Raw genomic sequence first — 14,269 nt, forward strand, 5'->3', positions numbered from 1 at the left:
GTGGAGGAAACCTGCGCTCTCGCACTCCGCCTCAGGCGCCGGCGAGGCGGGCGGCGCGCTGGGCGACGTCGACCCGCAGGGCGTCGGCGTCCACGGTCGTGCAGATGCCGTCCGCGACGACCTGCCGGCCGCTCACCCACACGTCCCGGACCAGCCGCGAGGCGCCGGACCAGATCAGGTGGGTGACCAGGTCGGCGGGATCGCCCACCGGCTCGAAGCCCAGGTCCCGGGTGTCGACGTGCACGAGGTCGGCCCGCCGTCCGACGGCGACCTGCCCGAGGTCCGGCCGGCCGATGGCCTCCGCCGACGCCCCCGTCGCCAGCCACAGCGCCTCGGCGGCGGTCAGCGCGGTCGCCGACGACTCCCGCAGCCGGGCCAGCTGCGCGGCCAGGCGGGCGTCGGCGAGCAGGTCCAGCCCGTCGTTGGACGCCGGCCCGTCGGTGCCCAGCCCCACCCGGATCCCGCGGTCGAGCATGTCGCGCAGCCGGGCGACGCCGCTGGCCAGCTTCGCGTTGCTGGCCGGGCAGTGGCTGACGGCGACGTCGTACTCCTGCCACAGCTCGAGGTCGCCGTCGTCCAGGTGCACGCAGTGCGCGGCCAGCACCCGGCCGCCGAGCACGTCGTGCGAGGCGAGCAGGGCGGGCACCGAGAGGCCGTGCGCGGCCAGCAGGTCGGCACCCTCGGTGGCGGTCTCGGCGACGTGCAGGTGGAGGAGCATCCCGTGGTCGCGGGCCAACCCCGCGGCCTCCCGGAGCAGGGGCAGCGGCACCGTGTAGGCGGCATGCGGGCCGAGGCCGTACTCGACGGTCCCGTCGTCCGGGGCGCCGTCGGCGAGGGCGACCGCCGCGGCCAGCTGCTCCTCCAGGGGCGGCATGCCCGGCAGCGGCACCATCGGGGCCGCGATCACCGCGCGGGCGCCGGTCCGCCCCACCGCCGCGGCGATCCGCTCGGCCTCGAAGTACATCTCCACGCTGGTGGTCACCCCGGCGCGCAGCATCTCCGCCGACGCCGCGGTCATGGCCACCTCGACGTCGTCCGGGGTCAGCCGGGCCTCGCGCGGCCACATCACCTCGTGCAGCCACCGCTCCAGCGGCAGCCCCTCGCCCTGGCCGCGGAACAGCACCATCGGCGCGTGCGAGTGGGCGTTGACCATCCCCGGCATCAGCACCCCCGGGACGGCGACCTGCTCCGCGTCGTCCGCCGGCGGAGCATCGGCGGCCGGACCCACCCAGGTGACCAGCCCGTCGGAGACGTCGACGACCGCGTCGGTTACCACCGTGCCGGACCGGTCCCCCACGACGACCGCCCGGGCGGTGAAGCGCTGACGCATGGCGGCACGCTAGCCCCACCCGCCGTGCCGGGTCGGCCGACACCCGTGATGCCGCCGTTACCGTGGAGGCATGTCCTTCCTCGCCGCCGCCGCCTCCGACGAGGGTGGGATCACCGCCTGGCTGCTCGATCTGATCGACACCCTCGGGCCGATCGGCGTGGGATTCAGCATCCTTCTCGAGACCGTGATCCCGCCGATCCCCAGCGAGGCGGTCCTGGGCGCGGCCGGGGTGCTCATCGACACCCCGCTGGACTTCTTCCTGGTCGTCCTCTGCGCGACGATCGGCTCCGTCCTCGGCGCGATCTTCTTCTACTACGTCGGCCGGGCCCTCGGTCCGCGCCGGTCGCACGCCTTCCTCGACCGGTTGCCGCTGGTGGAGACCGAGGACGTCGACAAGACCTTCGAGTGGTTCGAGAAGCACGGCCGCGCCGCGGTGTTCTTCGGCCGGATGGTGCCGATCGTGCGCAGCTTCATCTCCGTGCCGGCCGGCGTCGTGCGCATGCCGGTCGGCCAGTTCCTGCTCTACACCGCCGGCGGCAGCCTGATCTGGAACACCCTGCTGGTGACGCTCGGCTGGCTGGCCCGCGACTTCGTCGAGGCGAACCTGCACTACCTGGACTACGTCGTGGTCGCGGTCGTCGTCCTGGCGGTGGCGTGGTTCGTCTACAAGAAGGCCACCGGCCAGCTGCGCCGTCCGCGCGACGCCGGCAAGGAGCTGCCGGTCGACCAGCGCGACCAGGCATGACGGCCCGCCGTCCCGCGGTCGTCGCCCTCGACGTCAACGAGACCCTGCTCGACCTCGCCCCGGTGCGCGCCGGGCTGGTCGAGCACGGGCACCCGCCCGACCTGCTGGCCACGGTCTTCGCCCGCACCCTGCTCACCGGCTTCGCCGCGGCCACCGCCGGCACCTGGTGCCGCTTCCGGGACGCCTTCGACGCAGCCCTGGCCCAGGCCACCGACCTGTCCGAGCGGGACCGCGGCCGGCTCGCCGACACCTTCCTCGAGCTCGGCCCGCACCCGGACGTCGAGCCCGCCCTGCGCCGCCTGGTCGAGGCCGGGGTCCGGGTGGTGACGCTGACGCACGGCTCCCCCGGAGTCGCCGAGGCGGGGCTGGAGCGGGGCGGCATCGCCCCGCTGGTCGAGCGGTCCCTGACCAGCGAGGTCATCCGCGCCTGGAAGCCCGCCCGCGAGGTCTACCTCTGGGCCGCCGGCGTGTGCGACGTCGAGCCGCAGCGGATGGCGCTGGTCGCCGCCCACGGCTGGGACGTGCACGGCGCCGTCCGGGCCGGGCTGACCGGGGTCTGGTTCCCCCGGTCCGAGCGCACCTACCCGGCGGTCTACGACCCGGCGGCGATCGTGGCCGCAGACCTCGGTGGAGCCGTCGACGCGCTGCTGGCACTGCCCCCCGCATGACGGAGATACCCACGCCCCTGGGCCCCGCGCGGGTCCGGACCGACGACCCGGCGGGCACCCCGCACGGCACGCTGCTGCTCGGGCACGGCGCCGGCGGAGGCGTGGAGTCGGCGGACCTGACGGCCGTGGCCCGCGACGTCGTCGCCGCCGGCTGGCGGGTCCTGCGCGTCGAGCAGCCGTGGCGGGTGGCCGGCAAGCGGATCGCCCCGGCCCCACCGCGCCTCGACGAGGGGTGGACGGCAGTGCTCGGCGCGCTGCGCGAGGAGGACCGGATCGCCGGTCCGGTGGTCTTCGGCGGCCGCAGCGCCGGCGCCCGGGTCGCCTGCCGGACGGCGGCGGCGCTGGGGGCCGACGGCGTCCTGGCACTGGCCTTCCCGCTGCACCCGCCCGGCCGGCCGGAGAAGAGCCGCGCCGCGGAGCTGACCGCGGTGGAGGTGCCGCTGGTCGTGGTGCAGGGCGAGACCGACGCCTTCGGCGCACCGGCCGACGTCGCCGCCGTGCTGCAGGGCCGGGGCACGGCGTCGGTCTACGCGGTGCCCGGCGACCACTCGCTCAAGAAGAACCCCGACGTCGTCGCCGCGGCCGCGCTGGCCTGGCTGGACGAGGTCCACCCGCGCGGCTGACCGCGCGAGATCTGCACACTCGTCAGCATCGGCTCGCGATGGCGACGAGTGTGCAGATCTCGCCGACGGTCAGCGGTTGCGGCGGCGGCGACGCCGGCGGACGACGAGGCCGACCACCAGGAGCACCGCCGCCGCGCCGGCCAGCGGCTTGGCGTAGCGGGCGAGCGCGGCCCCGCCGGCGACCTCGAGCAGGTCGATCGGCTCGGGCTCGGCGACCGGCGGGCGCATGGTCGCCGGGGAGCTCTTCGCCGGCCCACCCGTCGCCGGCCGGGGCGGCGGCGCGGTCGTGCCGGACGGCGGGGCGCTCGGCCGGGCGGCAGCCGCCGGAGCGGTGTCCGTCGCGGCCGGCGCGATGTCGGTGGCCGCCGGCGCGGTGTCCGTCGCGGCAGGTGCCGCCTTCTTCGCCGGCGCCTTCTTGGCGGGGGCCTTGGCGGCGCCCGCGGCGTCCGTCGCCGCCGCGGCGGTCTTCTTGGCCGCGGCTCCGGCCTTGCGGGCGGTCTCGGCGGCGGCGTTGTCCCCCGGCGTCTGCTCGACGGACGCGGCGACCTCCTCGACGGCCCCGGTCACCGTCGCCGCCGCGGTGGCGGCGGCGCTGCGGTCGGCGTCGCCCTGGGCGTCGCCCTCGCCGAGCTGGGCGGCGAGCTTGTCGGCGAACTGCCCGAGCAGCTTGTTGCCGACGTCGGTCATCACGCCGCGGCCGAACTGCGCCGGGCGGCCGGTGATGTTCAGGTCGGTGAGGACGTCGACGCGGGTGATCGAGCCCTCCTCGGCCAGCCGAGCGGTGACGACGGCGGCGGCGGTGCCGTTGCCGCGCTGGTCCTTGCCGCGGGCGTCGATGACCGCCTTGTGGGCCGCCTCGTCCTTCTCCACGAACGAGGCCTTGCCCTGGTAGGTCAGGTTGATCGGCCCGAGCTTCACCTTCACCCGGCCGGTGAAGTCGTCACCGGTGACCGAGTCCAGTGCGGCCCCCGGCATGCAGGGGGCGATCCGCTCGATGTCCAGCAGCACCCGCCAGGCCTCGTCGATGGGGACCGGGACGGTGAACGAGTTCTCCAGCTGCACGGGGGCGACCTCCTGACGGTGGACGGCTCGGCCGGCCCGCCGGGAGGGGCGGACCGGCCGAGCCGGTGGAACGCGGTTTCCGGTTGTGTCGGACGCTACAGCCCGGCGGCCGCCGACACCGCCCTGCGGGTCAGCACCTGTACGAGGTGCGCGCGGTAGTCGGCCTGACCGTTGAGGTCGCTGCTGGGGCTGGTGCCCTCGCCGGCCGACCGTGCCGCCGCGGCGATGGCCTCCGGGGTGGCGTCCGCCCCGGCCAGCGCCGCCTCGGTCGCCCGCGCCCGCAGCGGGGTCGGGCCCATGTTGGTCAGCCCGATCCGCGCCTCGGCGATGTGCCCGTTCTCGCGCCGCACCGCGGCCGCGACGGCGACGATCGACCAGGCCTGCGCCACGCGGTTGAACTTCTCGTAGCGCACCCCCCACGTGCCGCTGAGCTTCGGCACGCGGATCTCGACGAGGAGCTCGCCGTCCTCCAGCGCCGTCGTCAGGTAGTCGACGAAGAAGTCGGCGGCACCGACCGTCCGCCGTCCGTTCGGCCCGGCGATGACGAACTCGGCGTCCAGGGCGAGCGCGACCGCCGGCAGGTCACCGGCCGGGTCGGCGTGCGCCAGCGCGCCGCCGAAGGTTCCCCGCCGGCGCACCTGGCGGTCGGCCACCGTCTCGGTCGCCTCGGCGATGAGCGGCGCGTGCTGGGCGATCAGCGGGTCGGTGATGACGTCGTGGTGGGTGGTCATCGCGCCGATGACGAGCGTGTCGCCCTCCTCCCGGACGCCGCGCAGCTCGGTCACCCGGGTCAGGTCGACGACCGTCTCCGGAGCGGCCAGCCGCAGCCGCATGACCGGGATGAGCGACTGCCCGCCAGCGAGGATCTTGACGTCCTCGCCGCCGTCGGCGATCGCCTGCAGCGCCTCGTCGACCGTCGTCGGCCGGGCGTATGCGAACGGAGCGGGGATCACCGGTCACCTCCGAGCGAGGACTGAGGGGTGGAGACACCGGCGGTGGACTCCGTCTGCGCCCCGCCGTAGGCGTTGGTGCCGGCGGCGGCGCGCGCTCCGCCGTCCCCGCCCTCGTGGATGGCCCGCCAGACCCGTTCGGGGGTCAGCGGCATGAGGATGTCGGAGACGCCGAGGTGCCGGACGGCGTCCAGCGCGGCGTTCACGACCGCGGGCGTGCTGGCGATGCAGCCGGCCTCGCCCACCCCCTTGGCGCCGATCGGGTTGCCGGGGGCGACGTGCACGGTGTTGGCCGTGTCGAAGTGCGGCAGGTCCGCGGCCGAGGGCACCAGGTAGTCGACGAAGGAGCCGGTCGTCAGGTTGCCGTCGGCGTCGTAGACCGCCTCCTCGTACAGGGCCTGCGCGATGCCCTGGGCCAGGCCGCCGTGGATCTGCCCCTCGACGATCAGCGGGTTGACGACCGTCCCGACGTCGTCCACGCAGGCGTACTTGCGGATCTTCACCATCCCGGTGTCGGTGTCGACCTCCATCGCGCAGAGGTGCGTGCCGTGCGGGAACGAGAAGTTGACCGGGTCGAAGGTCGCCTCCGCGTCGATGGAGGGCTCGACGTCCTCCGGGTAGTTGTGCGCGGCGAACACCGCGAGCGCGATCTCCTGGATGCCGACGGCCGCACCCGGGGTGCCGCGGACGGAGAACTTCCCGTCGGCGAACTCGAGGTCGTCCTCGCTGGCCTCGAGCAGGTGCGCGGCGACCTTGCGGGCCTTGGCGACCACCTTCTCCGCGGCCTTCACCACCGCGGTGCCGCCGACGACCAGCGACCGGGAGCCGTAGGTGTCCATGCCGCGCGGGGAGACGGCGGTGTCACCGTGCAGCACCTCGACGTCCTCGAACGGGACGCCGAGCTGGTCGGCGACCAGCTGGCTCCAGGCCGTCTCGTGGCCCTGGCCGTGCGGCGTCGAGCCGGTGACGACCTCGACCTTGCCGGTGGGCAGCATCCGGATGGACGCCGACTCCCAGCCGCCCGCGCCGTAGCTGAGCGAGCCGAGCACCCGCGAGGGGGCCAGCCCGCACATCTCGGTGAAGGTCGAGAAGCCGATGCCCAGCTGCACCGGGTCGTTGGACTCGCGGCGCCGCTTCTGCTCGGCGCGCAGCTCGTCGTAGCCGAGCAGGTCGAGGGCCTTCTGGGTGGCCTGCTCGTAGTCGCCGCTGTCGTACTCCAGGCCCGCCACCGTGGTGAAGGGGAACTCCTCGGCACCGATCCAGTTCTTCCGGCGGAGCTCCAGCGGGTCCATGTCCAGCTCGACGGCGAGCTCGTCCATGATCCGCTCGATCGCGAACGTCGCCTCGGGCCGGCCGGCGCCGCGGTAGGCGTCGGTGGGCACCTTGTTGGTGAAGACGCCGTCGCACTCGAACCGGTACGCCGGGAACTTGTAGATCCCCGGGAACATGAACGCACCCAGCGCCGGGACGCCCGGCGTGATCAGCCGCAGGTAGGCGCCCATGTCGGCGAGCAGGCGGACCCGCAGGCCCTTGACGTTGCCCTGCCGGTCGCTGGCGATGTCGATGAACTGCACCTGGCCACGGCCGTGGTGGGCGGCCATCAGGGACTCGCTGCGCGTCTCGGTCCACTTGACCGGCTTGCCCAGCCGCCGGGCGACCAGCAGCGCCAGCACCTCTTCGGGGTTGACCTGCAGCTTCCCGCCGAATCCCCCGCCGACGTCGGGCGCGATGATCCGCAGCTTGTGCTCGGGCACGCCGGTGACCATCGCCAGCATCACCCGCAGCACGTGCGGGATCTGGGTGGCCGACCACATCGTGAAGTTGTCGCCCTGCGGCTGCACGACCACCGACCGCGGCTCCATGAACGCCGGGATCAGCCGCTGCTGCACCAGCCGCCGGCTGACGACGACCTCGGCATCGGCGAAGGCCTGCTCGGTGTCCACGCCCGTGCCGGCCTCGCCGGCGTCGAAGACGAAGTGGTAGCTGGTGTTGGACTCGAGCTCGTCGTGGACCAGGTCCGCGCCGTCCTGTACCGCCGTCTCCATGTCGAGCACCGGCGGGAGGAGCTCGTAGTCGATGTCGACGAGCTCGACGGCGTCGGTGGCCGCGGCCTTCGTCCGGCCGACGACGATCGCGACGGCCTCGCCCACGTGGTTGACCTGGTCGACGGCGATCGAGGGGTGACCGGGGTTGACCATGTCGGCCGTGACCGGCCAGGCGCAGGGGATGGAGCCCTGCTCCGCGGCGAGGTCGCGGCCGGTGAGGACGGCGACGACGTTCGGCGCCTGCTGGGCCGCGCTCACGTCGACCCCGGTGATCCGCGCGTGCGCGACGGGGCTGCGCACCACCGCGAGGTGGAGCATGCCGTTGAGGACCATGTTGTCGGTCCACGTGGTCCGGCCGGTGATCAGCCGGGCGTCCTCCTTGCGGCGGCGCGGCTGGCCGACCTCCTTGGCCGGGGCGAGCGTCGCGGCGTCCTCGGTGACGGTCATGCCTGACCCGCCGATCCGGAGAGCTCGCCGGCGGCCTGCTGCACCGCGCGGACGATGTTCTGGTAGCCGGTGCACCGGCAGAGGTTGCCCTCGATGCCCTCGCGGATCTCGGTCTCGCTGGGGCTCGGGTTCTCCTGCAGCAGGTCGATCGAGGCCATGATCATCCCCGGGGTGCAGAACCCGCACTGCAGGCCGTGCATCTCGTGGAAGGCCTTCTGCACGGGGTGGAGCGCGTCGGCGCTGCCCACGCCCTCGATGGTGGTGACCTCGCTGCCGTCGGCCTGGACGGCGAAGACGGTGCACGACTTCACCGCGTTGCCGTCGAGGTGGACGGTGCAGGCGCCGCAGTTGCTGGTATCGCAGCCGACGACGGTGCCGACCTTCCCCAGCTGCTCGCGCAGGTAGTGGACCAGGAGGGTCCGCGGCTCGACGTCGTCGCTGTACGACGCTCCGTCGACCCGCACGTTGATGGACGTCACGTAGGACCTCGCTTCGTCGCAGGACTGGACGTCGCGACCGGCGGACCGGGCGCTGCGCGAGTGTGTCCCTGCGGGAGTGACCTGGGCCACGTGGAGCGGGGCCGGCCGTGACCGGCGGAGGCATCTGAGGGGCGTACGCCCAGGTCAGCGCACGGCGGACGACGTTGCAGCGAGGTTGCACTCCCGGCGCTCGCGGCGCTCCAGCAGGCCCGAGGCGGTCAGGGCGACCAGCCCCAGCACGGCCAGCCCGGCCCCGGCCACCGCCGGCGCGCGGTAGCCGGCGCCGGCGGCGATCACCACGCCGCCCAGCCAGGCGCCGAGCGCGTTGGCGGCGTTCAGCGCCGAGTGGTTCAGCGCCGCCCCGAGCATCTTCGCGTCGGCCGCGACCGCCATCAGGCGCAGCTGCAGGCAGACGACGAGCACGGAGGCCGCGATCGACACCAGGAACACGACGGCGAAGAGCGTGGCAGCGCCGGCCGACGCGGCGGGGACCAGCGCGAGCAGCACCCCCATCGCCACCGAGGCGCTGACCAGCGACGGGAACAGCGCGCGGTCGGCGAGCCGCCCACCGAGCACCGTCCCGGCGACCATGCCGACGCCGAAGGTGAGCAGCACCCACGGCACCGCGCCGCGCGCCAGGCCGGTCACGTCCGTGGTCAGCGGGGCGATGTAGCTGTAGAGGGCGAACATGCCGCCGAAGCCGGTGACACCGACGGCGAGGGTGAGCAGCACCTGCGGCCGGCGCAGCGCGCCCAGCTCCGTGCCGATCGACGCACCCGGCGCCGGCGGGATCCGCGGCACCACGGCGACGACCGCCGCGAGCGTGAACGCCGCGAGGACGACGACGGCCCAGTACGCCGAGCGCCAGCCGAACTCCTGGCCGAGCCACGTGGCGGCCGGGACGCCGGCGACGTTGGCGACGGACAGGCCGAGCATCACCGAGCTGACCGCCCGTCCGCGCTGCTCGGGCAGCACGAGCGAGGCCGCCACCAGCGAGGCGACCCCGAAGTAGGCGCCGTGGGGGACGCCGCTGACGAACCGGGCGAGCAGCAGCATGCCGTTGCTCGCCGCCAGCGCGCTGAGGGCGTTCCCGGCGAGGAAGGCGACCATGAGGCCCAGGAGCAGGCCGCGCCGCGGGAGGCGGGCGCCGAGCGCAGCGATCACCGGAGCACCCACGACGACGCCGAGCGCGTACGCGGAGACGAGGTGGCCGGCGCTGGGGATGTCGACCCCGATGCCCTCGGCGATCTCCGGCAGCAGCCCCATCGTCACGAACTCGGCCGTGCCGATCGCGAACCCACCGACGGCCAGGGCCACGATCGCGGCCACCACCCGCCGCCGGGACGGCAAGGACGGGGTCGCCGGGGACGCCGGTTCCGCGAGGTCGAGGTCGAGGTCGGGGGCTGCGCTCACGTGAACGGGGCAAGGCGGCGGATGCGGCGGGCATTCCCGGCCGCGGTGGAGGTCACCCCGGCCGGCGGACCTGCCGCAGCCGGCCGAGGTGCGCGGCGACGGCCGCGCGGCGGGCCGAGCCCGCCGGCAGCACCTCGAGGCAGGCCTGCCACACCGCGGTGTCGGCCTGCGCCTCCGGCAGCCGGCTGTAGCGCAGCAGCAGCTCCGGCCGGCGGGCGGTGAGGACGGCGGCGCGGAGCCGGGAGGCCAGCCGCTCGCGCGCCGCGGCCACGCCGGGTGCCGAGGAGCGGGGCAGGACCGCTCCCGGATAGCGCTCGAGCGCCTCGGCCACGGCCCCGAGGTCCAGCAGCCGGCGGACCCGGTCGAGGTCGGTGACGAGCGGCCCGACCAGGCGGTAGGGACGTGAGCCGACCACGTTCGCGCCCACCAGCCGGCGCAGCCGGGAGAGCTCGGCGCGCACGGTGACGGCGGGGGCGTCGGCGCCGTGGCACTCCGCGGCCAGCTGCTCGGCGGTGCGCCCCTCGCCGGCGGCCGCGGCCTCGGCCAGCAGGAGCAGCAGCTCGGAATGCCGCAGCGACAGCGGCACCGGGCCGGCCGGCAGCACCAGGCGGGCCCGGTCCCGGCCGAGCACCTCGAGCCGGGGGGCCGGCCGCGGAGCCGCCGGCGGGGGCGGGCCGGTCCGCGCGTCGAGCGCGACCCGGTGCAGCCACCGCAGCTCGGCCTCGACCGCGGCCACCGTCGCCCTGACCAGCGTGAGCATCTGCGGGCTGGCCACGTGGTCCCCGCCGGTGACGTCGATGGCCCCGAGGAGCTCTCCGGTGACCGGCGAGTGGACGGGTGCGGCCGAGCAGCTCCACGGCTGGACGGGCCGGCGGTAGTGCTCGCTGCCGTAGATCTGGACGGCGTGGTCGAGGGCCAGTGCCGTCCCGGGGGCGTTGGTGCCCGCGACGTCCTCGGCCCAGCGGGCGCCCTCGACGAAGTTCATCCCCGCCGCTCGGCTGCGCAGCCGGGAGTCGCCCTCCACCCACAGCATCCGCCCGGCCGCGTCGGTGACGGCGACGATCATCCGGTCGTCCTCGGCGTCCTCGACCAGCAGGCGGCGGATCACCGGGAGCACCGGCGCCAGCGGATGCGCGGCGCGGAGGGCCTCGAGGTCGTCGTCGACCACGTCGACCGGCGGGGCCGCGCCGTCGGGGTCGATGCCGTTGTGCAGGCTGCGCCGCCAGGACTCCCAGACCACGCTGCGGACCTGCTGCGGCGGTCGCGGGCCGGCGGTGGCCAGCGCCTGGTGCGCGGCGCGCAGCCGCCGGGTCAGGGCGGGGTCGGGCCGCCCGTCGGGCAGCGCGAGCCACGGGGAGACGGTCATGCTCTGAAACCCGTGATGTGGCTCATGTCACGCTCATCGTCCCTGGTGGAGCGGCCGCGCACCAGGGTCCTCGGCACCCTCACAGCGGAGGCGGGCTCGCCGGCAGCAGCGCCCGGGCGCTGCGGGCCCGCAGCGCACCGGCCCAGAGGCCCGCGCCGTAGGCGAGGTCCTCGGCCCGGCGGGCCGCGACGAAGGTGGCCGCCCCCACCTCCGCCCGGTGCGGCCACCAGCCGGCCAGCCCGTCGGCGAGGGCGACCCCGGCCAGGAGGACGCGTGCGCGGCGGGAGAACACCGCGGCGGCGACCGCCAGCGGCCAGTGGTGGCGGGTGGCGGCGCGGGCGAACGTCCGGCCGGCCGTCGCCGTCCCCCGGAGCACGAGCCCCGCGGCCAGGGCGACCGGCGGGCGCGCGCCCGGCGGGGCCAGCCGGCGGGCGAGGCGCACCGTGGCGCCCGCCAGGACGCCGGCCGCACCCAGCCGGCCGAGCGCCGACCCGGACACGGCCAGACCCACGGCGGCCGCCGTCCAGGGCAGGACGACGACCGGCGCCACCGCCGCGCCGTGCCGCTGCGCCAGGAGGGCGGCCCCGGTGCCGTAGAAGGCCCGCCGGCCCAGCCACGAGCCCAGGGTCGCCGGGTGCTCGTGCGCCACCTCGGCAGCCGGCTCGTACCGGATCCGCCAGCCGGCCGCCAGCAGCCGCCAGACCAGGTCGACGTCCTCGGCGACCCGCATCGACTCGTCGAACCCCGGACCGAGCGCCGCCCGCCGGGTCAGCAGCGCGGCGCTGGGGACGTAGGAGACCGCGGTCAGCGGGCGGACCGCCGCCGCGGCGGGGCCCATGTCCAGGGCACTGACCGCCGCCTCGTACGCGGCCAGCGGCCCGGTCGTGGACCGCAGGGAGGTGATGCGGGGGGCGGCGACGGCGAGGCGCGGGTCGCCGAGGTGGCCGCGCAGCGCCGGCAGCCAGCCGGGGCGCGGCACGCAGTCGGAGTCCAGGAACGCCACGAGCGGGGTGTCCGCGGCGCGCAGGCCGGTGTTGCGGGCCGCGGCCGGGCCCCGCGAGACGTCGTGGCGCAGCACGTCCGCACCCGCCGCGGCGGCGACCGCGGCCAGGGCGGCGGGGTCGGAAGAGCCGTCGTCCACGACGAGGACCGGCAGCGCCACGGTGTCGGGATCGGCGCGGAGGGCGGCCAGGAGGCGGGCGACCCCGGCGGTGCGGTCCCGCACCGGGACGACGACGGTGACCGTCGTCCCGGGGTCGGGCAGCGCGCCCAGGTCGGGATGACCGATCCCGGTGTCGAGCAGCCGGCCCGCGAGCGCCGCCGTTCCCGCGTCGGTGACCGTCAGCCGGTCCTCGCGCAGCAGCTCGAGCGCCCGCGGGCGCAGGCGCAGCAGCCGCCGGGGGGAACCACCGAGCAGCGCCGTCCCGCCGTCCCGGCGGCGCACGCCCGGGTCGAGCCGGACGGTCCAGCCGTCCGGCAGCCGAGCATCCGGCGCCGCGGGGAGGCTCAGCCCAGGCCTCCGAGCACCGCGGCGGTGGTCGCCACCTGCACCAGCGGCGCGTAGCCGCCGACGAGCCGCAGCGTGTCCTCGTGCGCCCGGTCGCTCGCCCCGGCACACGCGTCGGAGACGACCCGCACCGCGATGCCGGCGTCGGCGGCCGGGAGCACTGTCGACAGCACGCAGCAGTCGGTGGCCACGCCGGCCAGGGTCAGCGGGCCCTCTCCGACGATGCCGGCCAGCTCGGGCCCCCACTTGCCGAAGGTGGTCGTGTCGACCACGGGCGCCGGGCCCGGGTCCTCGACCAGCCGGTACAGCGGCGCCTCCGGTGGCTGCAGGGCGAAGTCGTACTGCTCGTAGTAGTCGACCCAGGCGCCCTCGGGCTTCTCCGGGGCGACGAACCGGGTGAAGACGACGCGGTCGCCGAACGCCGCCACGAGCCGGCGGACGTTCGGCCGGATCTCGTCGAAGCGAGGCGTCGTCCACGGCGAGTCGGGATCGCGGAACACCTGCTGCAGGTCGACGACGACCAGCCACCCCTCGGGACGCACGTCGCCAGGCTAGCGACGGCCGTGACCGGGCCGTGACCCTCATGGGGTTAGGTGAGCCTTGCCTATCCGCCGATCGAGGAGTTCCGCATGCCGTCCCGAGTCCCCACCCGCACGGCCGCCCTGGTGGCCGCCGCCCTGCTGCTCGCCGGATGCGGGGACGACGGCGACGACGACGCCCAGTCCGGCGGCGGCGACGGCGGGTCGTCGTCCTCCGGCGCCTTCCCCGTGACGATCGAGACGGCGTTCGGGGACGTCACGATCGACGAGGAGCCGATCACCGTCGTGGCGCTGGGCTGGTCGGACGCGGAGACGGCGCTGGCCCTCGGTGTCCAGCCGGTCGGGGCCAGCGACTGGCTCGCCGTCGGCGGGGACGGGCTCGGCGAGTGGGTCGAGGAGTCCTACGACGAGGCGCCCGAGATCATCGAGACGCTGGAGCCCGACCTCGAGGCCATCGCCGCGCTCGAGCCCGACCTGATCCTGGACACCCGCTCGTCGGCCACCCAGGAGCGTTACGACTCCCTGAGCCAGATCGCGCCCACCGTCGGTCAGCCCGAGGGCGTGGGCCCGTACCAGACCTCGTGGCAGCAGCAGCTCGAGCTCGTCGGCCAGGCCCTCGGGAGGACGGCCGAGGCAGATGAGCTCGCCGCCGACCTCGAGCAGCGGATCGCCGATGCCGCCGCCGAGCACCCCGAGTTCGAGGGCGTCGAGGTCGCCGTCGGCGCCTACACGTCGGAGGGCTTCGGCGCCTACGTGCGCGGCGACGGCCGGGTCGACCTCATGGAGCAGCTGGGCTTCGTGAACAAGGAGGCCATCCAGGACGAGGCCGGCGAGAACTTCTTCATCCCGGTCGGCGACGAGCAGGTGTCGCTGCTGGACGCCGCGCTGACCGTCGTCTTCCCGATCTACGTCGAGGTCAGCGAGATCACCGGCAACCCGCTCTGGGAGACGCTGACGTCGGTCCAGCAGGGCCACGCGGTCGTCCTCGAGGACAAGGCCGTCGCCGACGCCTTCTCGGCCGCCTCGGTCAGCGGCATCGCGTACGCCCTCGACAACGCCGTCCCGCTGTTCGCCGAGGCGCTGGCCGGCTGAGCC

At 75.4% G+C, this 14,269-nt stretch carries 13 protein-coding genes; 4 read left to right on the forward strand and 9 right to left on the reverse strand.

What is annotated here, in order from left to right:
• Positions 1 to 31: 31 nt before the first annotated feature.
• A complete protein-coding gene (locus N555_RS0124570) occupies positions 32 to 1,330 on the reverse strand; it encodes an amidohydrolase family protein (RefSeq protein WP_029434138.1) in 1,299 nt (432 codons plus the stop codon).
• A 70-nt stretch (positions 1,331 to 1,400) separates the two neighbouring features.
• On the opposite strand from N555_RS0124570, the gene N555_RS0124575 reads away from it, so the two are divergent.
• From N555_RS0124575 to N555_RS0124585, 3 genes are read left to right on the forward strand one after another with little or no spacing between them, the layout of a single operon-like run.
• Positions 1,401 to 2,075, forward strand: coding sequence for a DedA family protein (locus N555_RS0124575; RefSeq protein ID WP_029434139.1), 675 nt, complete (start codon positions 1,401 to 1,403; stop codon positions 2,073 to 2,075).
• The gene (locus N555_RS0124580; protein ID WP_029434140.1) at positions 2,072 to 2,743 is read left to right on the forward strand and encodes an HAD-IA family hydrolase; all 672 of its coding nucleotides are present in this window, start codon (positions 2,072 to 2,074) and stop codon (positions 2,741 to 2,743) included. The genes N555_RS0124575 and N555_RS0124580 overlap by 4 nt, the downstream gene beginning before the upstream one ends.
• Positions 2,740 to 3,366, forward strand: a complete 627-nt coding sequence (locus tag N555_RS0124585; RefSeq protein WP_029434141.1) for an alpha/beta hydrolase family protein — start codon at positions 2,740 to 2,742, stop codon at positions 3,364 to 3,366. Before N555_RS0124580 ends, N555_RS0124585 begins: the two co-directional genes overlap by 4 nt.
• Before the next feature lie 69 nt (positions 3,367 to 3,435).
• Here the strand turns inward: N555_RS0124585 and N555_RS0124590 are convergent, their stop codons facing one another.
• From N555_RS0124590 to N555_RS0124625, 8 genes are all read right to left on the reverse strand, one after another.
• Positions 3,436 to 4,428, reverse strand: a complete 993-nt coding sequence (locus N555_RS0124590; RefSeq protein WP_029434142.1) for an SRPBCC family protein — start codon at positions 4,426 to 4,428, stop codon at positions 3,436 to 3,438.
• 95 nt (positions 4,429 to 4,523) lie between these two features.
• Positions 4,524 to 5,381, reverse strand: coding sequence for an FAD binding domain-containing protein (locus N555_RS0124595; RefSeq protein WP_029434143.1), 858 nt, complete (start codon positions 5,379 to 5,381; stop codon positions 4,524 to 4,526).
• On the reverse strand, positions 5,378 to 7,870 hold the full coding sequence (locus N555_RS0124600) for a xanthine dehydrogenase family protein molybdopterin-binding subunit (RefSeq protein WP_029434144.1): 2,493 nt from the start codon (positions 7,868 to 7,870) through the stop codon (positions 5,378 to 5,380). Before N555_RS0124600 ends, N555_RS0124595 begins: the two co-directional genes overlap by 4 nt.
• A complete protein-coding gene (locus N555_RS0124605; RefSeq protein WP_029434145.1) occupies positions 7,867 to 8,349 on the reverse strand; it encodes a (2Fe-2S)-binding protein in 483 nt (160 codons plus the stop codon). Before N555_RS0124605 ends, N555_RS0124600 begins: the two co-directional genes overlap by 4 nt.
• A gap of 144 nt (positions 8,350 to 8,493) precedes the next feature.
• Entirely contained in the window at positions 8,494 to 9,762 is a 1,269-nt protein-coding gene (locus N555_RS0124610) for an MFS transporter (protein WP_051684444.1), read from the reverse strand.
• A gap of 52 nt (positions 9,763 to 9,814) precedes the next feature.
• On the reverse strand, positions 9,815 to 11,128 hold the full coding sequence (locus tag N555_RS0124615) for a GAF domain-containing protein (RefSeq protein ID WP_029434147.1): 1,314 nt from the start codon (positions 11,126 to 11,128) through the stop codon (positions 9,815 to 9,817).
• Positions 11,129 to 11,207: 79 nt separating this feature from the next.
• Positions 11,208 to 12,638, reverse strand: a complete 1,431-nt coding sequence (gene mftF / locus N555_RS0124620; RefSeq protein WP_029434148.1) for a mycofactocin biosynthesis glycosyltransferase MftF — start codon at positions 12,636 to 12,638, stop codon at positions 11,208 to 11,210.
• Positions 12,635 to 13,177: a cysteine hydrolase family protein gene (locus N555_RS0124625; protein ID WP_029434149.1), complete on the reverse strand. Its 543-nt coding sequence runs from the start codon at positions 13,175 to 13,177 to the stop codon at positions 12,635 to 12,637. The genes mftF and N555_RS0124625 overlap by 4 nt, the downstream gene beginning before the upstream one ends.
• 87 nt (positions 13,178 to 13,264) lie before the next feature.
• Between N555_RS0124625 and N555_RS0124630 the strand changes: the two genes are divergently transcribed.
• Entirely contained in the window at positions 13,265 to 14,266 is a 1,002-nt protein-coding gene (locus N555_RS0124630; protein WP_029434150.1) for an iron-siderophore ABC transporter substrate-binding protein, read from the forward strand.
• The last annotated feature ends 3 nt before the right edge of the window (positions 14,267 to 14,269 follow it).

It is taken from the genome of Blastococcus sp. URHD0036 (genome assembly GCF_000701365.1).
Classification (GTDB): Bacteria; Actinomycetota; Actinomycetes; order Mycobacteriales; family Geodermatophilaceae; genus Trujillonella.